This window comes from Exiguobacterium abrahamii (assembly GCF_015645365.1).
Classification (GTDB): Bacteria; Bacillota; Bacilli; order Exiguobacteriales; family Exiguobacteriaceae; genus Exiguobacterium_A; species Exiguobacterium_A abrahamii.
The window spans coordinates 222,248-246,525 of sequence record NZ_JADOYC010000001.1 but is presented as its reverse complement, the minus strand read 5'-3'; the positions used below and the strand labels follow the sequence as shown (position 1 = coordinate 246,525).

Below are 24,278 nucleotides of genomic sequence, written 5' to 3'. Positions count from 1 at the left end.
TCAATCTTTCTTTTTAAAAATCGTTTTCTCCTGTCTTAGAATTGGAGTTGCACCTGCCGTAAAAGCCGAGTATCGTGAAGAGGACTCATTACTATAGAAGAAACGAGGGAAATCCATCATGTCGAATCGACTTATCCATGAAACGAGTCCCTACCTATTGCAACACGCTCATCAGCCTGTCGATTGGTACCCGTGGGGCGAAGATGCCTTCACTGCCGCTCGGGAAAGCGGCAAGCCGATCTTTTTATCAATTGGTTATTCGACGTGCCATTGGTGCCATGTGCTGTCTCACGAAAGCTTTGAGGATGAAGAAACGGCACGCCTCTTGAACGAACGCTACATCGCAATCAAGGTCGACCGGGAAGAACGTCCTGACATCGACCACTTGTATATGACGGCGGCTCAAGTCATGAACGGACAAGGCGGCTGGCCACTGAGTGTCTTCATGACAGCGGACCAGCAACCGTTTTATATCGGTACGTATTTTCCGAAGACGCCTCAGTTCAACCGTCCGAGTTTTCGTCAAGTGACACTTCAACTCAGCGAACAATTCCGCCGTTCACCAGAGAAAATCGCACAAGTCGGTCAGAACATGTCGCAAACACTTCGCGACGTATTGCAGCCTGCGACGTCTACCCATACTTGGAATGAATCCATCATTCACGAGACCTTTGATCAGGCGATGCGTCAATTCGACCGTCAACATGGTGGATTTGGCGAGGCACCGAAATTTCCGTCGCCCGCCCTGCTTCGTTTCTTGCTTGATTATTATCAATTCGCGGAAGACGAGACGGCGCTCCATATGGTCATGCGATCATTGATCGCGATGCGTGACGGTGGGATGACCGATCAAGTCGGCTACGGTTTATTCCGCTATACGGTCGATGCCGAATGGCTGATTCCTCATTTTGAGAAAATGCTGTACGACAATGCTTGGTTCGCGACCTTATGCATCGAGACGTATCAAGTGACTGGACAAATCCGCTTCCGACGTTACGCGGAAGAAGTCCTATCGTTCACAGAGCATGAGATGACTGCCCCGGACGGTACCTTCTACGCCGCACTGGATGCGGACAGCGATGGGGGCGAAGGGCATTATTATACGTTCACAGCAACTGAACTGACGGACTTACTCGGATCAGGCGCACTGTTCCCGCGCTTCTATCATGCTTCACCGTCAGGAAATTTCGAAGGACGAAACGTCTTTTACCGGACGGGACGAACACTCGAGACATTCGCACGTTCTGTTCACTTGTCGCCTGCTGAGACAGCGGCGCAACTCGAACGCGAGCGACAAATTCTTCTTCGTGCGCGAAATGAACGTCCGCGTCCGTTTCGTGACGATAAGCGCTTGACATCGTGGAACGCGATGATGATCTCGACGTTCGCTAAAGCTGGTCGCATCTTTAATGAACCGTATTATACACGCATCGCAACGCGTGCGATGGCATCACTTGAACGATTCGTTCGTACCGAACAGCAACTTGCCGTTCATTACCGCGAAGGACAAGCGACCGGACACGGATTCCTCGATGACTACGCTTATTTGATTGACGCACATCTTGAACTGTTTCAATCAACACGACGGGCGCTTCATCTAGAGGAAGCTTTAGCACTTGCAGATGTGCTACAAGATCAGTTCCAGACAGCAGATGGCTATTTTTATCTGACATCTTCACGCTCCGACGAGCTACTCGTTCGTCCACTTGATCTGTATGATGGGGTTACACCTGCCGGAAACAGCGTTGCCTTACATGCCTTCTTCACGCTCAGTCGCCTCACCGGAAATCTCGTCTATCAGGAAAGTGCCGAACGGGCTCTTGCGGCATTAGTCGAAGAAGTCGAGCAACAACCAACGGGCTTTGCCTCACTCGTCAGTACGTTCACCTATCGGCAGATGGAACCGAAGGAATTGATCATCTTGATTCCTGAAGAGTCGGAGATCCCAATTGAAATCAATCATCTGCAACAGATGCGCTTACCGGAAGTCGCCTTGTTGATTGGGACGAAGTGTGACCTTCTACCGCTTGTACCGCTGCTCGCAGATTATCCTGAACCCAACGTACCTACCGCTTATCTCTGTCATGATTTTTCATGTGAACGACCAACGACGAACCTGACAGAACTCCTCGCTCGTCTCAACATCTGACCTTATCCCCTCTTGTTTAAACAAACAGGAGGGTTTTTCAAAAAACCAGACCCCTTTTTTCAAAATAATTCAATATCTTATTCATAAAAATCCGATATTGTCGATAGTAAGGATAGGCAATAGATTCCACAACTTAGACTTAGACATCCTAGAAGCCGATTCCGTCCATCCGGACGAATATCTACTAGGAGGAAAGATACTTTGAACACGACATCATTCTCGAAGACCTTGAAGGTGTTCGCGAGCTTTCTCATCGTTTTCAGCATCGTTTTAACATCTTTACCTGTAGCTGAAGCAGCGACGACGAAAGCAACGACCTACCGTCTGTCTACCGATAGTTATCTGTACGACAAGACGGCATCTTCTCGGAAACGCTTGTTGACGATCAAGACCGGAACTGTCGTTTCATCCACGTACACCTCTGCTTCTGGCTATTTCAGAAGAGTGACGTACGCTGGTAAAACGGGATATGTCGCGTCGAAATACCTCACGCTGTACGAAAAGAAACAAACCGTTTCTGGGCAGCGCTACCTCGTCCTCAAAAAAACACCGATCAAAAAGACGGCAGTGGATACTGCAGCGACGATCGGTACGTTGAACGAAGAGGATGTGTACTACACGTCACAACGTGTGACGAATCCATATGGCGAAACATGGTACCGCGTCAAATATGATGGGAAGACGGGCTATGTCGCTGCCGGTGCAAAAGCAGTTGCCTATAAAAAGGTGACGAACACGACGTCAAGAACGGTCGACGCTTATATCTTGCGCCAATACGCTGGAACTGGTTATCCAAAAGTTCAGACCATTCCATCTGGAAAAGACGTCAAAATCGTCGGTCGGATCGAGGACTGGGTCAGCGTCCAGTACGATGGGAAAAAAGGCTACATGCACCAAGATGCGTTCGCCTCTTCTGAAAAGCAAAGTGTGACCCTGATCCCAAAAACACGGTATCAGACGAAAAGTGTGACACCCCTTTACAGCCAAGCGGAAGCGAAGAACAGCTTAGCCAGTCTTCCGAAAGGCACGATTGTCACATCAAGCGCTAAGACAGCAACGTATCATCAAGTCACATACGCTGGTAAGACGGGTTATGTCTTATCCGCTACATTGGCAGAGTACACAGAAAAGACGAAGCTTCCGTCTTCACGCTTCCTGTTGACAGCATCACTCGCCATCAAGACGACACCTGCAACTAATGGAAAAACACTTGCGACACTAAGTGCCGGAAACGTCTACTACACGAAGACACGTGTGACGAATCCACTCGGTGAAACATGGTATCAAGTATCGAAGGAAGGTAAAACCGGCTTCGTATTAGCGAATCAGGCAACACCTATCGCTTACGAGTCACAATCAAACCTTTCATTGAAAACGACAGCCGCAACAACGATCCGCTCGTATGCAGGTCCATCATATGCAACAGTACAAACGATCCCGAGCAATACGATCATCAAGATTTCCGGACGGATCGGCAATTGGTACCGGGTCAGTTATAACGGTAAAACGGGATATGCTGCTTCTAGCACCTTTACGACGCTTGCAACGAAGCAGAAAATTGCAGGTGCACGCTTTGAGCTTGAAAAAGCGGTTTCGATCAAATCTTCACCAGATGCAAAAGCATCCACGCTTGAAACACTACAGAGCGGTGATATCTACTACACGACACAACTCGTGACGTCAAACGGTCAGCAATGGCATCGTGTGAGCAAGGATGGAAAGACCGGCTACATTCCTGTCGGTCAAGGGAAGAGCGTTCGTTATCAATCGGACCGGATCGTCATGCAGACGACGACTTCGACGCCTCTACGTTCATATGCTGGAAACACTTACGCGACCGTCAAAACGATTCCTTCTGGTACGAGCATCACGGTCACTGGAATGATCGATGATTGGTATCGTGTGACGTACAACGGGAAAACAGGTTATATCGCTTCACGTTACGCTAAGGAAAAAGTCATGACGCAATCGATTCCATCTTCTTCTTATCGCCTTGGACGTACCGTCGAAGTAAAAACGTCGCACCAAGCGACAGCTGACACTCTTGTTCGCCTCTCTTCTGGAGATGTCTACACGACGAATCAAGTCGTCACGACTGGTCGTTCAGAGCAATGGCATCGCCTGACGGTTGATGGGAAAACCGGTTACATCCAAATCAATCAAGGTTCACCTGTCACATACGAAAGCGTCAATAACCACCGCTATCAAGCGACGACGGATACGACACTCCAGTCGGATGCCGGTTCAGCTTATGCGACGGTGACGAAGCTGCCAAAAGCAGCCGTCGTTCAAGTAACAGGTAGTCTCGATCAGTGGTTAAAAATCAGCTACGCTGGTAAAAACGGCTATGTCTTAAAATCAACACTGACACCGTACACGGAAACGAAAAAGATTACGGGTGCACGATTCTTGGCGAATCAATCACTTGTCGTCAAACAAGCACCGGACGATCAAGCAGCAACTGTAACAACACTTTCGTTCGGAAATGTCTATTACACATCTTCTTTGATCACGTCGTACACGAACACCTCGTGGCACAAAGTAACGATTGATGGCAAAACGGGTTATATCCGCACCGGACAAAATACCTCATCAATCAAATACGAAGCAAAACAAAAATTGTACGTACGGGCTACATCAAACGTTGCTTTACGCTCTTACGTCGGTAGCTCATACAATGTCATCAAGACGATTCCTCAAAATCTCGTCGTCACCGTCTCTGGTCAAATCGGTGATTGGTATAAGATTTCCTACGATGGCAAAAGTGGATATGCGTATAAGGGGGCGTTCGTGACGACTTCTTCTAAATTAAACGTCTATAACTCCGTCGCGACACCATATACGTTCGATAACTTCATCAGCGCACAGATGAAACTGAATCCACCACCGCAAACGGATATCTACAAAAACAAATTGATGTACGTCAGTACGGGTTACGTCCGTCTCGGTGGTGCACTCGATCCCGTCAATGGAACGATTGCGACTGTCACAGCGACGACACCGCTCAACATTCGTTCAGGCGCTTCGACAGCCAGTCACGTCTATGGTCAGTTCCAGCCTGGTCGAATGATTCGTGTCTATCAATCCGTCAGTGGCTTCTATACGACGTATCCACGTGTCTATTCGAACGCAACGAATTATTCGACGATCCAGTGGTTAAATGCACTCGAAACAGACGTCCGTAACGCTGCTGATCCACTCAAGGTCGACCGAAATTCTTCAGACTTCTATCAGTTCCTTGATTTATCGAAAACAACAGGTGCAACACCTGCGACACTCGATAAGATGTTAGCGAACGTGACGAAAGGTGAAGGAATCTTTAACAAGTGTAGCAATGGTAGTTGTGGTCAAGCGTTCATCGATGCTGGTCAAAAGTACAGCGTCAACGAAGCTTACTTGATCTCCCACGCTTTGCTTGAGACAGGTAACGGAAAATCGACACTTGCGATGGGTGTGACATGGAAGGGACGCAAAGTCTACAACATGTACGGCATTGGTGCGTATGATTACGATGCAATCAACACCGGTGCTGCTTATGCGTACAGTCAAGGTTGGTTCACTCCAGAAGCCGCGATTGTCGGTGGTGCTGAATTCATCAGTACGAAGTACATCCACAATGTCTATGGACAAAATACGCTTTACAAAATGCGTTGGAGTCCGATGCGCCCTGGCAGCCATCAGTACGCAACAGACATGGGATGGGCCGTCAAACAGACGTCACGGATCTATTCACTCTATCAACAGATGGATAGCTATACGGCAACCTTCGATATTCCGGTCTTCGCTCGTTAAGGAGACGATGAAGCTGAGTATTTGAATCAACGAAATGATTCCAACAAAAAAGGAAAGACCGTTCTAGTGACTTCACTGGAACGGTCTTTCCTTTTTGATTGATGTAGAACGAAAAAAGTCATCCTCCACTCCTACAGGATGAGAAAGCGCGCTCAGCACTTTCGTCAGGGTTAGGTAAGACCCGGCAGACCGCATCAAATGCGGGGATGCCGCGGCTTACCTCCCGCCTGAGGAAAGGGAGAATGACCGACTCGTTCGTCTTGTGAAACGACAAACTTCGAAGAGAACCCCTGCATTTACGCGGAAGGGCTCCCCTAGCGTTCCATGTCATCGGCAACGATTTGAATATCAATCCCGCGAACATGACGCATGATTTCATTGATGATCGATCCACGCCGGACTTCCTGCCAACGGGTCCGCGCAGATTGACCGAGGACGATTTGGGTGATGCGATGATGCTTGGCAGCTGCCGTGATCGCTTGGGCGATCGAGCGCTCCCCTTGGATTCGGATCAGCACCTCTGCTCCGAACAAGGAACCACTCTCGCGTACCATCGCTAAGACTTCTTTTTGTTTCGCATTCAATTGATTTTCCGCTGCTGGTAAAATCGTCAGCACATAAAGATCCGCTTTTAGACGACTTGCCATGCGAAAGCCGCGATAGATCAACTTCCGTGCGTTGTCGTTGAGCTGGATGCAGACGAGAATCCGTTCTTGTAGCGACGCCGGATCCTTTTCAATCAACAAGCGTGATTGATAGACTTGATCGTCGACTTCGTCTGCGACCTGACGTAGCGATAACTCACGTAAGCTCGCAAGATTCTGAAGCGAAAAGAACGAATTCAAGCTCTGTTCAATCTTTTCCTTCTTATAGATCTTTCCTTGCTCGAGTCGTTCCCGTAACGTCTGTGGCGTGACATCGACGAGTAGAATCTCATCGGCTTCCCCGAGAAACGGATCCGGGATGCGTTCCCGCACTTCGACACCCGTCACTTCTTTGACTTTAAAGAGCAAGCTTTCGAAATGCTGGATGTTGACGGCCGAATAGACATTGATTCCCGCTTCAAGCAATGCTGCGACATCTTGATAGCGTTTCTTTCGTACCGATCCTGGCGCATTCGTATGCGCCAGTTCATCGATCAGTACGATATCCGGGCGACGGGCAATGATCGCGTCCACGTTCACCTCGGGGAATGTCTTGTCCTTATAGACGACTTCAAGTAGCGGGACTTGTTCGAGTTGCCCGACCATCTCCGCCGTCTCTTTTCGACCATGCGTCTCAATCAGACCGATGACGACATCCTTGCCCTCAAGCGTCAATGTTCGTGCATCGGCAAGCATCTTATACGTCTTTCCGACACCAGGAGCTGAGCCGATGTACAGCTTCAGCTTTCCTCGTGTCATGACTTACTCCGATCAAGTGCTAAGTTCAAGCGCAGTACATTAACGTAATCATGGGTTCCCGCTTCCTTCGTGATCAATTTCCGTACTTCTTCACGTGACAGGTCGCGCGCGGTTGCGATACGCTTCGCCTGAACCAAAGCATAATCGACTGAGATGTGCGGATCGAAGCCAGAACCGGATGTCACGAGGGCATCGTCCGGAAGCGAAGCGCCGTCCTCTTGGTTCTGTTTCTGTAATTCCGCCATCTTCGTGCCAAGCTCCGGGTTCGATGCTGCTAGGTTATCCCCAGCAGACGCTCCCGCTAATTGATCGACCGCTGATGGACGTCCGTGAAAATACTGTTTCGACGTGAACGGCTGGGCAATCAATTCCGATCCGATGAATTTTCCGTTTTCTTGTACTAAAGAACCTTCAGCTTTATCCGGTACGAGTAGTTGACCGAACAGAGTCAATAAAGCGGGAAAGACGATCCCGCATAACGCTGCGACGAAGACCGTCACACGAATGGCTTGTTTCATGATTCGTTTTCTCCTTAGAGGATGCTTGCAAGCAAGACATCGATGATTTTAATCCCAATGAATGGAACGACGACACCGCCAAGACCGTAGATCAGTAAGTTACGACCGAGTAATTGATCCGCCGTCATCGGTTTGTAGGTAACCCCCCGCATCGCAAGCGGAATCAACATCGGAATGATGATCGCATTGAAGATCAAGGCAGACAAGATTGCACTCGTCGGGGAATCAAGACGCATGATATTGAGCACTTCCATCTGTGGAATCGCCACCATGAACATTGCCGGGATGATCGCGAAATATTTCGCGACATCGTTTGCGATCGAGAATGTCGTCAATGCCCCTCGTGTCATCAAGAGCTGTTTCCCGATTTCGACGACTTCGATGATCTTCGTCGGGTTCGAATCAAGATCGATCATGTTCGCCGCTTCTTTTGCGGCTTGTGTCCCACTGTTCATCGCGAGACCGACATCAGCTTGAGCGAGTGCTGGTGCGTCATTCGTACCGTCTCCTGTCATCGCGACGAGGTGACCGGCTGCTTGTTCTTGCTGGATGACACGAATCTTATCTTCCGGCTTACATTCGGCAACGAAATCATCGACGCCTGCTTCGCGGGCAATCGTTGCTGCCGTCAACGGGTTGTCACCCGTACACATGACCGTCTTGATTCCCATCTCACGCAACCGATCGAATCGTTCGCGCATGCCCGGTTTCACCGTATCTTTCAAATAGATGACGCCAAGGATCGTTGCGTCGATCGCTACGACAAGTGGTGTGCCGCCAAGACGAGAGACTGCATCTACTTTCTCTTGCAAATCATTCGGAATGGCGCCGCCTTGTTCCTTGACCCATTCTTGAATCGCTTGCCCTGCCCCTTTGCGTACGCGGCGACCATCTCTTAAGTCGAGTCCGGACATCCGTGTCTCTGCTCGAAACGGTACGATTTCCGCTCCATCTAACCAGTGTTGTTCCACCAGCATCGCGCGAAGTTCCGCGAGTTCAAGAACGGAACGTCCTTCTGGTGTCTCATCAGCGAGTGAGGCGAGGATCGCCCCCTCAAACGCCTGCTCAGCAGTACGCCCGCCGACCGGCGTGATCTCCGACGCCATCCGGTTCCCGAACGTGATCGTTCCTGTTTTGTCCAGGATGATCGTTTGGATATCGCCTGCTGCTTCGACCGCCTTCCCGCTCATCGCGATGACGTTGAAGCGGGTGACTCGGTCCATTCCGGCGATTCCGATTGCTGACAGCAAGCCACCGATCGTCGTCGGGATCAAACAGACGAGTAAGGCGATCAAGATTGGACCTGACAGATCAAATCCAAGGTAGTTCGTAAAGACCGGTAATGTCATGACGACAAGTAAGAAAATCAATGTCAAGCTCGTCAAGAGCGTTGATAACGCGAGTTCGTTTGGTGTCTTTTGACGACTTGCGCCTTCGACGAGGGCAATCATCTGATCGAGGAATGACTCACCTGGATTGCTCGTGATTCGAACTTCGATCTCGTCACTGACGACGAGTGTTCCGCCGATGACCGAGGAGAAATCACCGCCCGCTTCCTTGATGACCGGTGCGGATTCACCGGTGATCGCTGATTCATCAATCGAAGCAAGTCCTTTGATGATTTCACCGTCACCCGGTACATACTCTCCTGCTCGGACGAAGACGATATCGCCTTTGCGGAGAGTCGCCGACGAAACGCTTTGAATCAGTTGTCCGACACGTTTGCGTGCCATGACATCTGCTTTTGACGCTTTCAATGAGTCCGCCTGGGCTTTCCCGCGTCCTTCCGCGATCGATTCCGCGAAGTTTGCGAACAAGACCGTCAGGAAAAGGATGATGCTGACCGTTAAGTTAAAGCCACGCATCTCATCAATGAAGATCGTATAGCCGATTGCGAGCAAGCAGCCGATCCAGACGACGAACATGATCGGTTGTTTGACCATATTGATGGGATTTAATTTTTTAAAGGCATCGATCGTCGCTTGACGCGCGATCGAGCCACTGATTGCTGACTTCGTTTGGTGTTCCGGCTCCCCGTTCGGTTGGTGTTCCTCGGGCGTCGGATGCATGATTCGTTCCATCATATGCTTTTATCTCCTGTTCACATCGTCAGCCAATCCGCGACCGGTCCAAGTACGAGCACTGGCAAGAATGTCAATGCACCGACGAGTACGACCGTACCGAGGAAGACTGTTCCGAAGAGTGGTGTGTCTGTCTTAAACGAAAATTCATCTTGCGGAACCGATTGCTTCGCTTTAAGCGAACCTACGATTGCAAGCATCAAGATCAATGGGATGTAGCGTCCGAAGAACAATGCGAATGACGTCGAGACGTTCCAGTAGACGTTTGCGTCGCCGAGTCCTTCAAAACCGGATCCGTTGTTCGCTGTCGCGGACGTGAACTCATACAAGACTTGCGACAGTCCATGATAGCCTGGGTTCGAGATGCCGGCGACGCCTGGTGCAGCGTACATCGAGATTGCCGTTCCGACGAGAATCAGGAAGGGCGGCACGAGTAGCGCGATCGCGATCATCTTTACTTCGAACGTTTCAATTTTCTTCCCGAGGAACGTCGGTGTCCGACCGATCAAGAGACCTGTCAGGAAGACTGCGACGAAGGCGTAAAGCAAAACGTTCAGGAATCCTGCACCTGCTCCACCGTAAACGACGTTGAGCATCATATTACCGAGCTGGATCAATCCAGCAAGTGGATGCAGTGAGTCATGCATCGCGTTGACCGCACCGGTTTCAGCTGCTGTCGTGATCGAACTGTAGAGCGCCGTTCCGATTTGACCAAATCGTAATTCCTGACCATGCGCCGTTGGATTCGCAAGTAAGCTCCCTGCCATCCCGACCGTCATCATGATGAAGAGAAGCGTCATGACACCAAGGAACAGTCGCCCTTGTTTCGCGAAACCGATGATTTTTCCGTATGCGATTGGAAGAGACATCGGAATCAGTAGCATCAAGAACATCTGGATGAAGTTGACGAATTGGTTCGGGTTCTCGAATGGATGAGCACCATTGACACCAAAGAAACCACCACCGTTGTTCCCGAGTTGTTTGATGACTTCAAACGCAGCAACCGGTCCACGGTAAATCAACTGCTTCGCTCCTTCGAGCGTCGTGACGCTGACCGCACCACCAAATGTCTGTGGTACACCGAAGACGATCATGACCATCCCGAACACGAGTGAAATCGGAATCAGGACCCGCAAGATGAAGCGAACGAAGTCGGCATAGAAGTTACCGAGCGGTTTGTTCGCAAGACCACGAATGACAGCGATACAGACCGTGAACGCCATCGTTGGAGCGACGAACAACATCGTTCCAAGGACGAACGTTTGCGAGAGATATGAGAGTGCCTCGCCTGAATAGTGTTGTTGATCGGTGTTCGTCATGAAACTGATCGTCGTATGGAGCGCTGTCGACCAATCGAGATTCACAGCACCGTTCGGATTCAAGGGTAGACTGCCTTGGAAACGAAGTAGCAAATAACCACCGATGAAGAAGAAAATATTTACAAGCAACAAACTTTTCGAATAGCCGACCCACGATTGATCGTGTTTCTTTTCATCAACGCCGAGTAACAACAACAGTCGTCGTTCGACCTTACCGATTTTATCGACCCGACGTTCTGCGACAGGTGCGAAGTATATCCCGATGTAGCGACCAAGCAAGACCGCCGCGCAAAGTGCGATGACGAGTAGGATCCAAAATTGGATCATGAATTGAGTCCACATGTTTTTCTTTTCTCCCTATGCGATTAGAATTTTTCTGGATACATCAGACAATAACCGAGATACAAGAAGACGAGGCAGCCCGTCGCCAGTAAAAACCATGTCATTTGCGGTCACCTGCTCTCCACTGGACACGCTCGATTAGATGAATCATCCCGAACGTCGTACCGAAGAAGAAAGCAAGCAATACGATACTCCACAGCTCTCCCATTATGAAAATACCCCCATATTATTCAATATTTTTACAATTAAATACGACAAAAAGACGATGTGAGGCAATAAACGGCCCCAGCATCGCCTTTATACTTTGGCATACTGAAAAAGAGTCGTTCCCTCCTAAAAACGCCTGCGAGGTTAGCTGTCGGATTCGGGCATACCTAGGAATTCGCCCTACCTTTCCCGTTCGGAAAGGATTCACCCCGTGTCACGTGTCGTGACGGTTGGGTCCCCCGCTTCAATCATGAATTCGGCGTACTTTGAGATCGAAGCATTAACATGTTAGTGTTCGTTGATGAGATGGATATTACTCCGATTTTTTCAGGTTGTAAATAGAAAAGTTGAAAAAAAAATAGTCTGATTTTTTAATGACTTACTTTCGAAAAATAGCGTTTTTCACCTCTATGCTATAGAAGAAAAAAAACCGCAGAAATCGATTCCTTCATCTAAAATGGAGGAGCTCCATTTTAGCGAGAATCGTTCCGCGGTTTCATGAACAAACAATGATTATGATTGCTGATTCATTTTGGCATGGACCGTCAAAGGAGCTAGCATCGTCACCCATAGGGCAACCACTCCAGAAACAAGAATCACAATATCGCGTTCGAACCCAAGCGTCAGTAAGGTAATACAACTACTGACCAGGACGAGACAAAGCGTCGCGATCATGACGAACCGCGATTGTTTCAACATTTTTCTCATGTGGCATCTCTCCTTTCCTTCCATATTCCTTTTTATCGTAACAAAGATTCATCGAAAAAGCGTCGATGACACCCGATTGTGATGTTTCTGTCATCTCGCAAGTAACGAGAGAAGACGACGAGAAAACGGATTTGTTACACTGGAGAAGTACTTAAAAAGGGGGAATCGATATGTTACAAGATCATTCATTTCAACGCGTCGACGGAACGTCGGCATCCTTAAGTGACTACCCAGCTCAAGCATGGTTGATCGTCAATACAGCCAGCAAATGTGGCTTAACGCCACAGTTCGAAGGACTCGAGCAATTGCATCAAGACTATCGTTCGCAAGGATTGACTGTACTTGGTTTCCCATGTAATCAGTTCGCGAATCAAGATCCGGGAACGGACGAGGAGATTCAGTCGTTCTGCCAAGTCAACTACGGCGTGACATTCCCCGTCTTCTCAAAAATCGATGTCAACGGTGAGCAAGCACATCCCCTATTTGAGGAACTGAAAGCACAAGCACCAACGACGGACGGTGCAACAGACGTCGAGTGGAATTTCACGAAATTCCTCGTGACCCGTGATGGAGAAGTGACGCGGTTCTCACCAAAAACGAATCCAACTGATTTGACGGCAGCAATCGAACGATTACTCGTTCAAGTCTAAAAAACAAGCTTCCTTCCTTCTCTCTTGAAGGAACGGAAGCTTATTTTTTATGTTGTCCCCGGCTCAAGATGACGGCTGATCATCTCTTCCGCCAATCGTTTGACGTCATCGATGTCGCGCATTTCCGTGAACGGATGCCCCCAGACGATCAGCTCTTCGATTTCTTCAATCGGTTGCGTCGTATAGCGTGTACCATCGGCAACGAACTCTTGCGCAATCGTAGATTCAAAAGCTGCGTATTTCAGGAGCCACGACTTTTCACTTAAGATTTTTTGCGCATGTTTTGCTTGCTTGAACGCAACATCGCCGACGAGGACGACCGGATCGAATCGTTCATGGAGCGGATGCGTATATTGAACAGAGATCAGCAATCCATGTTGGTTCGTTTTTTCTTGTTGCCGGACATACGTCCGTGTTAAAAAGTGCGGCACGAGTGACTCCGCACTCTCCTTCGTCTGATGGATGCTCAGACCATGTTCCGTTTGGACGACTTCCGGGAGAATCGGTTCGTATCCACGATTTGCTAATTGTTGATCGAGCTCTTTGAATAATAGCAGGGTATGTTCGACCAGTGCTCGGACTTGGCGAAACGATAATTGAATCGATTGATTGATCATACGATGACCTACCTTCTCTAAAAGTATGGCAATATACAGTTATTTACCCAAACTTTTCCGACTTCATCCCTGTTTCAGTGAAAGTTCCCCGAGCCACTTACGTGCTTGTTCGCTCATACGAGCCATCGTCTGTTCTCGCTCGAGCGTGATTGCTTGTCCGGCATGGATCGAGCGACAATCGAGTGCCTGCGGCATGTTTTCTTCGACGATTCCAGCAAGGATCAGACAAGGAACGTCAGCTGCTTTCGCCATCCGCGTGACCTCACCTGGTAACTTACCGATTTGGCTTTGACGGTCAACGCGTCCTTCTCCCGTCCAAACATAATCGACTTGTTTCATCCGCTCTGCTACGCGAAGATGTTGCAAGATCGTCTTGGCTCCCGGAACGATCGTGCCGCCCAGCGCATAGACCGCTCCCCCGAGTCCACCGGCTGCTCCAGCTCCTTTAACATTTTCCAGTCCAAGTAACCGTCCGATCCGTTCAAGTTGCTGATCAAGCTTTACGATGTCTTCTAAAAGCAGTCCTTTTTGGGGACCGAACAGATACGCTGGACCATCTGGACCATGATAAAGAGCTGTCACATCGACGAGCGCTTCCAGTTGAACAGGATACGCCGGGCATTGAATAGCATGCGTCTCAAGTAACGGATTCGTTTGAAACGAAATCGGAACACCTGAGGCATCTTCAAGCCGACAACCGACTTCCGCGAGCAAACCGAGTCCGCCATCCGTCGTACCCGTCCCGCCTAAAGCCAGTCGGATCTGCGTGATCCCCTGATCGCGTAACTGAGCAATCAAACGACCGACACCACGCGTATTCATTCGAACGGGATCATCCTCTCTTCGCCGCATCGGCAGTCCACAAATACGCGCGACTTCGATGACGGCGTCAGTACCCTTGACAGCGTACTCTACTTCACACGGACGACCTGCCAAATCCATCGTCATCGCCGTCTTCACGTCATATCCGAGTGCGAGATAGACATCGAGCGTTCCCTCCCCGCCGTCCGCAACAGGCGAAGAATCGATGATCGCTGTCGGATCATACGCTCGGATTCCGGAGGCGACCGCTTCTGCCGCCTCTTTCGAAGAAATACTCCCTTTGAATGCATCCATCAAAATCAAGTGACGTCCCATCTGTACATTCCCCCTAAAAAACTCATATCAAGTTTTGATTGCGTTTCCAATTAATGTTACGATGATACTAATTTCAAATTACCATTACCTTATTTGACATTTCATTTTACATACACAGGAGGTCTTATTTCATGGAACGCTGTTCGTTATGTGGTACACCACTTCGTCAACACGATACGACTTGTTCTCATTGCCAACATCCTGTCATCAAGAAAGAACGACCAGCTGAACCACCCGCTCCGTCCTCTTCACGGACTTGGCTCATCAGCACCTGTCTTTTGCTCTTTCTCGTCGGAGGGGCGGGTTTCCTGTGGTATTCGTTAAAAGATCCTGCTTCGCCGGAAGCCGGTCAGACGCCTAGCGTCGAAGCACTCGCTCTTTCTGAATGGTCCGATGAACAAACGGCTTACAATCAAACGTATTCGAAAGATCGGCCTCCGACATCCTATGATGTCCTTCGTTTCGTCCGCCAATACACACGAACGATTCCAGAGCTTGCGACGTATTCCAAGAAATACGATTCCATCGAGACGTTTTCCGCCATCCAGTTTACGACCTTGAAGGTGTTCGAATCCGAGTTCGATCATCTCGAGCGGTTGACGAATGCCGTTGATGCTCCTGTCGCTCCAAGTGTTCTTGCCGTGACATTCCAAAAATTCACGTCAAAAGGCACCACGTATCACTTGCGTACACAGGAAACGTATCAAATCGCGACAGCAACGGGTGCAACGCCTGTGACCTACCGCGTCCATTATCGTTTGAAAGTGCATACGGATCATCTGCAAATCATTGATGTCAATCGAACGGAGGTGACTTCATGAAACGAGTGCTCCTCTGTCTGCCCCTTTGTCTCCTGATGGCATGTTCGCCCGAAACATCCAAGATTCAAGAACAGCTCGAACAGCAAACTTACACCCGCGCCGTCGAACAATCGAAACAAGACATCGACGAACCGGCTGCTCGGCTGATGGTTCAGCTTGAGCGACAGCTTGCCGGTTATCAACTGCGTGATGTCTTAAAAACGGCGGAGGCGATCGAACGTCTTCAACTCGCAACGGATCACCCTGTCCGAAAACGAGCAGAAGCCATTGCTCTCAGTGCAAGAGAAATGTTACAACAGGTCAAACAGTTCGAAGGTACGTATGAAGTCGAACGAAGTACGCTCGAAGACGAGCCGTTCGATGGAACCGGGCGCATCCATGTCTCTTTTGACGAGCAAGATACGTTCATCGCGACGCTTCGCTTTGATCAGTTCGGTCTCCCGGATGCACTCCGAAACGACGAAGAAATCATTCGTTTTGAACCGGATTTCTCTGCTCGTGTCAATTTATCTGGAGGACAAGTCAGCTATCGCTTCGTCCGTTCGACACTCCGCGTGACGTTCGAAGGACCAGGCGGTAAGCGAATCTATCAACTCAAACAAATGTCAGATAAATAACCAGTAAAAACGCCGCTTTACTTGAGACGATTCTCGAGCGAAGCGGCGTTTTTTTATGATTTTAATTTAACGTGTTGCTTGAACCTGCTCATACACCTGTTGACATAATTCATGTGTCGCGAGGCTGTCAGAAGCTACGACCGACTCGGACGGTTCCCCTTTGACTGTCCGAAGGAACGCATCCAGCATATCAACGAATCCACGACGCTTTAGCGTCGCTTCCCAGTTATCGAGCGGATACCGAAGCGTACCTTGTTTCGTCAATTGATCGAGTGTCGTCACATCCGTTGCGATTCGTTTTTCTTCCGGTCCCATCACTTCGACGCGTTCTTCCGTGATGCCGTTATTGCGGTTCATGACACCGATTGCCGTGATACCGTTTGAGACGAATTGAATCGTTACGTGATGCAGACCGCTTGCGTCTTGCTTACTCTTGACATGTAGGTCTTCAATCTCACCGCGTCCTGTCAAGAAACGCAGCGTATCCGCGACATGAATGAAGTCGTCGAACAGAAACGGCTTAGCGTCCTCGATGAACGACGTCCGATTCTTTTGCATGAGGACGAGATTCGGATCGTTGACCTCAAGCAAGCGCTGATGCGCTGAAGCGAAGCGTCGATTGAATCCCGTGATGAATGGTAACTGTTTCTCCTCTGACAGACGTGTCAGTTCACGAATCTCTTCGATTTCCATCGAGACCGGCTTATCCACGTAGACGGCGATTCCTGCTTCAAGCGCTTGCCGTGCCTGCTCCGCATGGACGACAGTCGCTGAATGAATCATGACCGCATCGATCCCCTCCTGTACGGCGTCAGCAAACGTCGCGTATGTTCCTGCAAAGCGATAGGCTGCTTGCAATCGTTTTGCTTTCTCTTCATCTCGCGAGATCAGATACACCTCGATATCGGATCGTTCGGCATAGACGGGTAAGTAGGCTTTTTGTGCGATGTCCCCTAGACCGATGACTGCTAATTTCATGTGAACTCCTCCTTTTCCTCTGTTGCTTACATTCCCTATGATACGTCAATTGACACGAAAAGATGGAAATCAGCTCGTTACAGGATTCGAATTCCTTTTTTTGAAAAGAAGTGAATTTCCTTTTTTTGTTTTATGATAAAACCATATTTGAACAAGGAGGGAATGAGTTTTTATGAAGCGCTTGCTCCGTACTAGTCTTACGCTCTTATTATTGTTCGCTTTATGTCTTCCTGCCATACCTGCAAAGGCAGCCAGTTACCAAGTCGTCGTCACTTCGACGATTGGAGCGAACATCCGCTCAAAACCGAGTACAGCCTCGTCTGCGACGATCGTCCGACGTGCCGCGTACAAGGCAAAATTCACAGCCGTCTCGTATACGAATGGCTGGTATAAGATCAAGGACGGAGGTACATATCGTTATCTATCGAACCAAGTCGCTAAAAAAGTGTCGAGTAGTTCCGTAAAGACGTACAAAATCGTCGTCTACTCGAAAGCTGGAGCGAACGTCCGGACATCACCAAGCACGGCCTCATCAAAGAACATCAAACGACTCGCATCCTACAATTCGAAGTTTAATGCAGTCTCGTACTCGAACGGTTGGTATAAGGTCAAAGGGAAAGTCAATTATTATTACGTCTCTAGCCAAGTTGCCCGAAAAGTGACGACGAGCAGCCCTAAACCATCGAGTGGCAGTTATCCGGTTGCCTCGATGCGGTATTTCAAGCTTGGATCGTCAAGTTATCAATTGACGAAAGAAAGCTTCGTCCGCCGTTATCCAGCGAGTACGACGAAACTGTTGACGGGAATCGTCGCGTACGACGAAGCGGCACGTAAAGGCACGCTTGATCAAACGTTCACCCTGACGTCTTCGATGTTATCCGTTCCTGCAGGTAGCAGTGTCGCCGGCTTCCGTGCTGGCGATAAAGTCACGATGCGTCAACTCTTGAACGGGATGCTAATCCGCTCTGGTAATGATGCAGCAAAATCGATTGCTGTCCGGACAGCAGGTTCTGAATCGAAGTTCGTCTCATACATGAACAGTCGCGCCCGTTCGATCGGGATGAGTGCGAGCCATTTCATGAACCCACACGGCTTCTATCATCCAAGTCATTACACGACGGCTGCTGATATGCAAAAACTCGCGAATACATATGCGAAGTACAGCGCGCTCATGACGATCAGTGGACGAAAATCATACCAGACGACTGTCAAAGGACCGTATGCACGGACGTTGACGTGGTATCACACGAACACGTCACTTCCAGGTGATACACGTGTTTATGCGAGCAAGACCGGTTACACTCCGGAATCTGGCTACACACGTGTCTTCTTCATCAAAAAAGGCTCGACGCGATATGGTCTTGTCACACTGAAAGGATCGTTGTCTCAAACCGAGACGACACTCCGCTCTGTCTTGAACCAATGATCTTTTAATCAACAACCTGATTCCCTTTCCGGGAGTCAGGTTGTTTTTCGTTTTGCCTCTAAAATTATGCTTGCGCTGAAAACGAATTCATCTTAGAGTTAAGTTTAGAATCAGACGTCTGACGTCTTAATGAAGGAGAGTTTTACGTGGGAAATGTCAGTTTGTTATTTGGGGGCGTCGCGCTCTTTTTAAATAGTTTGACCTTGTTCGGAAAAGTCGATCTCCGTAGCGCGGGTGTCTTCAGTCTCATCACCGGTTTATTGCAGACGTTCATCGCGACCTATCTCGTCATCGGTGCCGCTGGTGATCCGGCGTTGACGTTCGGATACGCGAGCATCTATCTGTTTGCCTTTACGTACGTTTACGTCGGGATCACGTTCTTGTTCAATCTCGACGGGAGCGGGGTCGGTTGGTTTTCCTTGTTCGTTGCGATTGCTGCATTGTTTTATGCGTTCGTCAGTTTCACGACAAATGATATCATCGGTGGTGTAACCTGGTTGTTCTGGGCATTGCTCTGGAGCCTGTTCTTCCTCGGCATGGGGATGAATCGCCCGATTGATGCAATCACTGCCCGTGTTGCCCTCGTCTTGAGCTGGTTGACGTTGATCGTACCGGCACTGATCGGGCTTCGATTCGGCTACTTCAGTTCGGCATACCAGTGGTTATGGAGCGGTGCTGCTGTTCTGACTGCTGTCTATTTCCTCTATACGATGATGAAATTCTCGATGCTTCGGACGATTCGCTCGTCGTAACGTGTTAATCGATCCATCAAAAAAAGATGTCCATTTTCGGTTATGAATCGGAGATGGACATCTTTTTTGTTCTATTTGCAGTACACGACAAACGAAAAGCAAAGTAATTTGTTCGCTCGACATCGCTTCCTAGGGAAATACAAGCAAGAGTGACCCTGCAGCGTAGCGAAGCGGCACGATGCTTGTCCCAGGAAAACGATGCGAGACGAACAAAGCGTACGCTCGTTCTTCCCTCATGTCATTCCAATGCTTCCTGCAGTTGAGCTTGAACTTCTTTCAACGACTTGTCTGTCGGATGCCAGTAGTAGATCCCGTCCGATTCGATCCCACCTTTTCCGTCGAGTGATAAGGTCTCGACGTTGCGTAAGGCATCCCGGTAATCCGTCGCGACGGTCCGGGCAACGGAAAACGGCACGTTCGTCTTGACGTTTTTCCCGAGTGCTTCCAGGACAGCATTGAAGCGACGAATCGAAAAGTCCTCCGTCATCTTATCAGCGACCGCCTGAACGACTTGCCGTTGACGAATCTGTCGTCCGAAATCTCCGCGTGGATCATCATGCCGCATCCGCGCATAGGCAAGTGCTTCCTTCCCGTTCAGCGATAGTTCCCCTTTTGGAAACTGCATCTCATAGTACGAAAAATTGATATCGTTATTAACCCTGACCCCATCGACGGCATTAACGAGATCCGTAAAGCCAGCTAGATTGATTTCTGCGAAATAGTCGATACGAATCTTTAGCAGATGACCGACTGTATCGAGTGCCATCTGTGGACCACCAAACGCATACGCGTGATTGATCTTATCGTTCGATCCATTGCCGATGATTTCGGTCTTCAAATCACGCGGGATACTGATCATCTGGCTCTTATTCGTCTTCGGATCAATCGTCACGACGATGATCGTATCACTGCGTCCCGTCTCGTTTTTTCGTTGATCCACCCCGAGTAAGAGGAAGGAGAGTCCTTTTTTCTGTTCGACGGCTTTCTCTGTCTCGACGCTCGCTTTGACGGGGACCTGTACTTGGACTTCTTGCATCGTCCGACTCGCTTTTTGATAAACGTATCCGCCTGAACCGAAGAGAAGGAGCAGGCATATCCCCGTCAGTGTCAACACGATCCATTTCCACTTCTTCATCATCCATTCTCCTTTTCTTCGATCTGAATTCAGGACGGTCGTTGTGCTTCAAGTACGAGCAACGCATTACGCCAGCTACCGAACAAGGCGGTGATGACACCGATGCTTGGTGCATCACGCCCGATGCTGAACCGTTGGTAACTTGCAATCGTCAGATGTTCCGTTTCTTTTGCGGCTGCAGCAAGTACGTCGAGTACTTCCTCTTCTCGCCAACGTTTCCGCGGGAATTCGATGCCGATGATTTCAAGGGCGTTTGACCAAGAGCCGTACCGGCGGGCAATCGTTGCGACGGTCGGACGATTTTGACCAGCCGCCCACTTCGTGTAGGTCTGGCTCGTCAAGACCGGCAAGGCACCTTGCGCTTCAAGTAATGACTCGATGATCCGTTGTTCCATTTCCTGGACGCGTTCCTTCAAGATATCCGCTTCTGACAATGCCTGCTGCCACGAGTTGAATTGATGGACGATATCCGTCAGGCTAGGTGCTTGCTTTTGTTGCGCCCATTCGCGGTACGTCGCGCTCGTGAAAGGATCGAGTTCCTCCCGTGCCTGACGCAAGGCGTCAATGATTTCCGACTTCGTGAACGTCAAGCGGGCATGTCCGATGCCAGCTCGTTCCAAGGCGATTTGCCACGACCCAAACAGCATCAGGATTTCCGCGACGCTTGGATGAGTGGTGTTCAATTGCCAGCGGAAATAGGTATTGGCCGTCAATTCATTTTTCCCGTTCGCAGCGAGACGGAGTGCGTGGATCGCTTCCTCCATATCGCGCATGACGATGTCCCCTTCCCATATATTCATGACTGGACGTTCCGGCGTACGTTCGTCTGCAAGGCGTGACGAACGTTTCGGATGACGACGGCTTGTTCGGTGAACGTCATTTGTGAAGCAGACGGGAGGCAGATTCCGTCTTCAAATAGGCGACGACTGATATCATCTCCTTCTGCTGTGACGAATGGTACGTCGCGATAGACGGGCTGTAAGTGCATCGGTTTCCAGACCGGACGGGATTCGGCGTTCGCTTGTTGGAGCGTCTGAATCATTTCGTCGCGTTGCACTTGACCGCCTGGTAAAAGAAAAGCACTGAGCCAACGGTTGGCGAACGTTCCGGTCTGCTCGACTTGCGACGTGACGCCGTCCGGCGCAAAGGCACGAACGTAACGATCAAAGATTTTTCGCCGTGCGTCGACGCGTTGATCAATCACTTCGAGTTGTCCGCGTCCGATTCCAGCAGCGACATTGCTCATCCGGTAGTTGTAGCCGACTTCCGTATGCTCGTAATGGAGGAAAGGTTGTCGTGCCTGTGTTCCAAGATAGAAGGCGCGTTCGATCAAGGCTGGATCATTTGCGACGAGCATTCCGCCGCCTGACGTCGTGATGATCTTGTTACCGTTGAAGGAATAGATCCCGAACGTCCCGAATGTCCCCGTCATCCGTCCGTTGACGCGTGTTCCGAGTGATTCTGCCGCGTCTTCGATCAACGGAACATCGTACTCTTCACAGAGTGCAGCGATCTCCTCGATTTGTGCCGCGACCCCGTATAGATGAACGACGATGACGGCTTTCGGAAGTTTTCCTCGCGTTGCCGCCTGGATCAACGCGCGTCGGAGTGCGACGGGTGACATGTTCCATGTCTCCTCTTCCGAATCAATCAGGACGGGACGGGCACCGACGTAGCGAATCGGATTCGTCGAAGCGATGAACGTCAAGGACTGACAGAAGACGTCATCCCCCGTCGTGACACCAAGCGTCGCGAGTGCCAAGTGAATCGCTGCCGTACCACTGCTCGTCGCAAGCGCTGCGCGAGCTGCCGTGTAGGCGCGCATCTCTCGTTCAAAGGCGTCGACGTTCGGTCCAAGCGGTGCGACCCAATTCGTCTCGAGTGCTTCCGTGACGTAACGTGCTTCTTGACCACTTAAGTGCGGGATGGAGAGCGGGATGTGTTTCATGATGTTTCCTCCCTTCGAGGTGACAGCTGACGGAGCGGCGTCCGGTAGATCGGGAACCACTGTCCTGTCTCGACTTCCGGATGTTGTCGTTTCATTTGTCGTACGAGCCGGTCATAAATCGTTGAATCAAGAATCGATGTCCCGAGTCCGAAAAACGTTCGATTCGCTTCACCAAAGGATCGTTTGTAGGCGAGTAAGCTATCTGCATCGGATCGTGTCGTTCCGCCACCGAGATGCAACGCTTGCAGACCAGCTTGTTTTGCCCAGCGAATCATCTCCGCGAATAAGAGGTGATTCGGGCGAAGCGACAAGTAAGCAGGATCTGAAGCACCGAGATGATAATGTGCGAACTGGCGACCCGTCAAGACGATGCATCCAGCGACGATCCGCCCCTCTTGTTCGGCAAGCAACAGGACATTTTTGATTCGTCCTTCGGCGAAGTGATCGAAGTAGGTCTGATCAAAGTAATACCGCGCATCGGCTTGATGTTTATCCATCGTCATCTGGTAGAGACGGGCGAAGTCCGAGTACTCTTCCGGACGTCCGAGGCGAATCGTGACCCCTTCGCGGCGTGCCTTCCGGATGTTGCGCCGTGTCATTTGCGAGAATCCATTTTCGATCGTCTCGAACGGATCCGTCAGCTCAAGTGTCACGGTCGGTTGCAAAATATTCGTTTGATGGCACCAGTATTGACCAAGTTCCTGGTTGTGTAGCAAGGGGTGGAAACGAACTGTCTCGGTGACGATTCCGGTTTCACTACAGTATTGTTCGAATCGCGCGCGGGCTTCGCGAATCTGATCGAGTGACCAGATGCCTGTGAAGTAAGGACCACCATAGCCGTAAGGTGTCGTGATGTCCTCAAAGCGTGTTCCTGGAATCGGTCGCCGCAAGTACGGATAGATCAACGTTCCGAACTCCGTCGGATAATAAAATAATTCAGGAATCTCATCGTGCTCCTTCGCAAGTTCGAAGTAAGCATGTTCGTAATAACAATCGAGTTGATAGGTTGCGACGAGCGCATCCCATTCGCGCGGATCCCGAATCAATCGTTCATCGCTTAGCGACATCATGGGGAACACCTCCGTCGAGACCCTTGAACTCACCCATACCGGTCTGGTGAGCCGTCGAGTTCCCTTCTGACGAGATGACCATCTTGAACGTCTTAAACAGGATGTAGAGATCGAGTCGGAACGTATGATTGGCTGCATACCATTGATCTTGCTCGAGGCGTTGCTGCCACGTCGTTGCATTGCGACCGTGAATCTGTGCCCATCCTGTCAGACCAGGCAAGACGTCGTGCCGTGTCATCTGCTCCTTCGTATAGTGATTAAGATAACTGACGAGCAACGGACGCGGTCCGACGAAACTCATCTGTCCGCGAAGGATGTTAACGAACTGCGGGATCTCATCAAGGCTTAAGCGACGGATCCATTCAAGCGATGCTGGAATCCGGTCAGCATCCGGAAGAAGATTCCCCTCGGCATCCGTTTCATTCGTCATCGTGCGGAATTTATAGATTTTGAATAACTCGCCCTTGTAACCGGGGCGGACTTGATTGAAGAAGATTGGTCGTCCGAGTTTCGTATAGATGACTAAAGCGACGACGGCATAAACAGGAAGTAGAATCAGGATGGCGATAAGACTAACCGTGAAGTCGAATAGGCGTTTCATGATGACG

Annotated in this window: 20 protein-coding genes and 1 riboswitch; of the genes, 7 read left to right on the top strand and 13 right to left on the bottom strand. The window is 49.9% G+C overall.

The genetic code is table 11. The features are described from left to right. Window positions 1–118 precede the first annotated feature (118 nt). Window positions 119–2,149 (top strand): thioredoxin domain-containing protein, encoded by a 2,031-nt coding sequence (locus ITJ88_RS01215; protein ID WP_230088500.1) that lies wholly within the window; start codon window positions 119–121, stop codon window positions 2,147–2,149. Between the two features lie 201 nt (window positions 2,150–2,350). Then, the gene (locus ITJ88_RS01210; RefSeq protein ID WP_195864449.1) at window positions 2,351–5,941 is read left to right on the top strand and encodes an SH3 domain-containing protein; all 3,591 of its coding nucleotides are present in this window, start codon (window positions 2,351–2,353) and stop codon (window positions 5,939–5,941) included. Window positions 5,942–6,255: 314 nt separating this feature from the next. Here ITJ88_RS01210 and ITJ88_RS01205 read toward each other — a convergent pair whose 3' ends face one another. The 5 genes from ITJ88_RS01205 to ITJ88_RS01180 form a co-directional block, all read right to left on the bottom strand. After that, window positions 6,256–7,344, bottom strand: coding sequence for a universal stress protein (locus ITJ88_RS01205; RefSeq protein ID WP_195864448.1), 1,089 nt, complete (start codon window positions 7,342–7,344; stop codon window positions 6,256–6,258). Continuing rightward, complete coding sequence (gene kdpC / locus ITJ88_RS01200) at window positions 7,341–7,862, bottom strand: K(+)-transporting ATPase subunit C (protein ID WP_047392976.1); 522 nt, start codon at window positions 7,860–7,862, stop codon at window positions 7,341–7,343. The genes ITJ88_RS01205 and kdpC overlap by 4 nt, the downstream gene beginning before the upstream one ends. A 14-nt stretch (window positions 7,863–7,876) precedes the next feature. Further along, entirely contained in the window at window positions 7,877–9,943 is a 2,067-nt protein-coding gene (kdpB, locus tag ITJ88_RS01195; protein WP_370567787.1) for a potassium-transporting ATPase subunit KdpB, read from the bottom strand. 20 nt (window positions 9,944–9,963) lie between these two features. Then, entirely contained in the window at window positions 9,964–11,604 is a 1,641-nt protein-coding gene (kdpA, locus tag ITJ88_RS01190; protein WP_195864446.1) for a potassium-transporting ATPase subunit KdpA, read from the bottom strand. Window positions 11,605–11,929: 325 nt separating this feature from the next. Then, a riboswitch (cyclic di-AMP (ydaO/yuaA leader) is annotated at window positions 11,930–12,083 on the bottom strand. Window positions 12,084–12,324: 241 nt separating this feature from the next. Then, a complete protein-coding gene (locus ITJ88_RS01180) occupies window positions 12,325–12,519 on the bottom strand; it encodes a hypothetical protein (RefSeq protein ID WP_029342614.1) in 195 nt (64 codons plus the stop codon). Window positions 12,520–12,689: 170 nt separating this feature from the next. Between ITJ88_RS01180 and ITJ88_RS01175 the strand changes: the two genes are divergently transcribed. Further along, window positions 12,690–13,169: a glutathione peroxidase gene (locus ITJ88_RS01175; RefSeq protein ID WP_058704508.1), complete on the top strand. Its 480-nt coding sequence runs from the start codon at window positions 12,690–12,692 to the stop codon at window positions 13,167–13,169. Window positions 13,170–13,216: 47 nt separating this feature from the next. Here the strand turns inward: ITJ88_RS01175 and ITJ88_RS01170 are convergent, their stop codons facing one another. Further along, entirely contained in the window at window positions 13,217–13,786 is a 570-nt protein-coding gene (locus ITJ88_RS01170) for a hypothetical protein (protein ID WP_195864445.1), read from the bottom strand. Between the two features lie 63 nt (window positions 13,787–13,849). Beyond that, a complete protein-coding gene (locus tag ITJ88_RS01165; RefSeq protein ID WP_195864444.1) occupies window positions 13,850–14,923 on the bottom strand; it encodes a glycerate kinase in 1,074 nt (357 codons plus the stop codon). Window positions 14,924–15,054: 131 nt separating this feature from the next. Between ITJ88_RS01165 and ITJ88_RS01160 the strand changes: the two genes are divergently transcribed. Together ITJ88_RS01160 and ITJ88_RS01155 are read left to right on the top strand one after the other, a co-directional pair. Next, a complete protein-coding gene (locus ITJ88_RS01160) occupies window positions 15,055–15,744 on the top strand; it encodes a hypothetical protein (protein ID WP_195864443.1) in 690 nt (229 codons plus the stop codon). 35 nt (window positions 15,745–15,779) lie between these two features. Beyond that, on the top strand, window positions 15,780–16,361 hold the full coding sequence (locus ITJ88_RS01155) for a hypothetical protein (protein ID WP_230088499.1): 582 nt from the start codon (window positions 15,780–15,782) through the stop codon (window positions 16,359–16,361). A 66-nt stretch (window positions 16,362–16,427) separates the two neighbouring features. On the opposite strand, the gene ITJ88_RS01150 is transcribed toward ITJ88_RS01155, so the two are convergent. After that, window positions 16,428–17,339, bottom strand: coding sequence for a Gfo/Idh/MocA family protein (locus tag ITJ88_RS01150; RefSeq protein ID WP_195864441.1), 912 nt, complete (start codon window positions 17,337–17,339; stop codon window positions 16,428–16,430). Window positions 17,340–17,511: 172 nt separating this feature from the next. On the opposite strand from ITJ88_RS01150, the gene ITJ88_RS01145 reads away from it, so the two are divergent. Continuing rightward, window positions 17,512–18,765: an SH3 domain-containing protein gene (locus tag ITJ88_RS01145; RefSeq protein WP_195864440.1), complete on the top strand. Its 1,254-nt coding sequence runs from the start codon at window positions 17,512–17,514 to the stop codon at window positions 18,763–18,765. Window positions 18,766–18,911: 146 nt separating this feature from the next. After that, entirely contained in the window at window positions 18,912–19,517 is a 606-nt protein-coding gene (locus ITJ88_RS01140; RefSeq protein ID WP_050678141.1) for an AmiS/UreI family transporter, read from the top strand. Between the two features lie 238 nt (window positions 19,518–19,755). Here the strand turns inward: ITJ88_RS01140 and ITJ88_RS01135 are convergent, their stop codons facing one another. Genes ITJ88_RS01135 through ITJ88_RS01115 form a run of 5 tightly spaced genes read right to left on the bottom strand, consistent with a single transcriptional unit; the run spans window position 19,756 to window position 24,271 of the window. After that, window positions 19,756–20,652, bottom strand: coding sequence for an LCP family glycopolymer transferase (locus ITJ88_RS01135; protein WP_195864439.1), 897 nt, complete (start codon window positions 20,650–20,652; stop codon window positions 19,756–19,758). Window positions 20,653–20,681: 29 nt separating this feature from the next. After that, on the bottom strand, window positions 20,682–21,452 hold the full coding sequence (locus ITJ88_RS01130; RefSeq protein ID WP_230088498.1) for a hypothetical protein: 771 nt from the start codon (window positions 21,450–21,452) through the stop codon (window positions 20,682–20,684). Further along, window positions 21,449–22,600 (bottom strand): aminotransferase class I/II-fold pyridoxal phosphate-dependent enzyme, encoded by a 1,152-nt coding sequence (locus tag ITJ88_RS01125; RefSeq protein ID WP_230088497.1) that lies wholly within the window; start codon window positions 22,598–22,600, stop codon window positions 21,449–21,451. The genes ITJ88_RS01130 and ITJ88_RS01125 overlap by 4 nt, the downstream gene beginning before the upstream one ends. Then, window positions 22,597–23,670: a lipid II:glycine glycyltransferase FemX gene (locus tag ITJ88_RS01120; RefSeq protein WP_195864438.1), complete on the bottom strand. Its 1,074-nt coding sequence runs from the start codon at window positions 23,668–23,670 to the stop codon at window positions 22,597–22,599. Before ITJ88_RS01120 ends, ITJ88_RS01125 begins: the two co-directional genes overlap by 4 nt. After that, complete coding sequence (locus tag ITJ88_RS01115) at window positions 23,651–24,271, bottom strand: sugar transferase (RefSeq protein ID WP_149427845.1); 621 nt, start codon at window positions 24,269–24,271, stop codon at window positions 23,651–23,653. Before ITJ88_RS01115 ends, ITJ88_RS01120 begins: the two co-directional genes overlap by 20 nt. Window positions 24,272–24,278: the final 7 nt, after the last annotated feature.

Bases quoted from the DNA above. Each gene is read 5' to 3' on its own strand.
- ITJ88_RS01215 (WP_230088500.1), top strand. From the start codon at position 119: ATGTCGAATCGACTTATCCATGAAACGAGTCCCTACCTATTGCAACAC.
- ITJ88_RS01205 (WP_195864448.1), bottom strand. From the start codon at position 7,344: ATGACACGAGGAAAGCTGAAGCTGTACATCGGCTCAGCTCCTGGTGTC.
- kdpC (WP_047392976.1), bottom strand. From the start codon at position 7,862: ATGAAACAAGCCATTCGTGTGACGGTCTTCGTCGCAGCGTTATGCGGG.
- kdpB (WP_370567787.1), bottom strand. From the start codon at position 9,943: ATGGAACGAATCATGCATCCGACGCCCGAGGAACACCAACCGAACGGG.
- kdpA (WP_195864446.1), bottom strand. From the start codon at position 11,604: ATGTGGACTCAATTCATGATCCAATTTTGGATCCTACTCGTCATCGCA.
- ITJ88_RS01180 (WP_029342614.1), bottom strand. From the start codon at position 12,519: ATGAGAAAAATGTTGAAACAATCGCGGTTCGTCATGATCGCGACGCTT.
- ITJ88_RS01175 (WP_058704508.1), top strand. From the start codon at position 12,690: ATGTTACAAGATCATTCATTTCAACGCGTCGACGGAACGTCGGCATCC.
- ITJ88_RS01170 (WP_195864445.1), bottom strand. From the start codon at position 13,786: ATGATCAATCAATCGATTCAATTATCGTTTCGCCAAGTCCGAGCACTG.
- ITJ88_RS01165 (WP_195864444.1), bottom strand. From the start codon at position 14,923: ATGGGACGTCACTTGATTTTGATGGATGCATTCAAAGGGAGTATTTCT.
- ITJ88_RS01160 (WP_195864443.1), top strand. From the start codon at position 15,055: ATGGAACGCTGTTCGTTATGTGGTACACCACTTCGTCAACACGATACG.
- ITJ88_RS01155 (WP_230088499.1), top strand. From the start codon at position 15,780: ATGGCATGTTCGCCCGAAACATCCAAGATTCAAGAACAGCTCGAACAG.
- ITJ88_RS01150 (WP_195864441.1), bottom strand. From the start codon at position 17,339: ATGAAATTAGCAGTCATCGGTCTAGGGGACATCGCACAAAAAGCCTAC.
- ITJ88_RS01145 (WP_195864440.1), top strand. From the start codon at position 17,512: ATGAAGCGCTTGCTCCGTACTAGTCTTACGCTCTTATTATTGTTCGCT.
- ITJ88_RS01135 (WP_195864439.1), bottom strand. From the start codon at position 20,652: ATGAAGAAGTGGAAATGGATCGTGTTGACACTGACGGGGATATGCCTG.
- ITJ88_RS01130 (WP_230088498.1), bottom strand. From the start codon at position 21,452: ATGAATATATGGGAAGGGGACATCGTCATGCGCGATATGGAGGAAGCG.
- ITJ88_RS01125 (WP_230088497.1), bottom strand. From the start codon at position 22,600: ATGAAACACATCCCGCTCTCCATCCCGCACTTAAGTGGTCAAGAAGCA.
- ITJ88_RS01120 (WP_195864438.1), bottom strand. From the start codon at position 23,670: ATGATGTCGCTAAGCGATGAACGATTGATTCGGGATCCGCGCGAATGG.
- ITJ88_RS01115 (WP_149427845.1), bottom strand. From the start codon at position 24,271: ATGAAACGCCTATTCGACTTCACGGTTAGTCTTATCGCCATCCTGATT.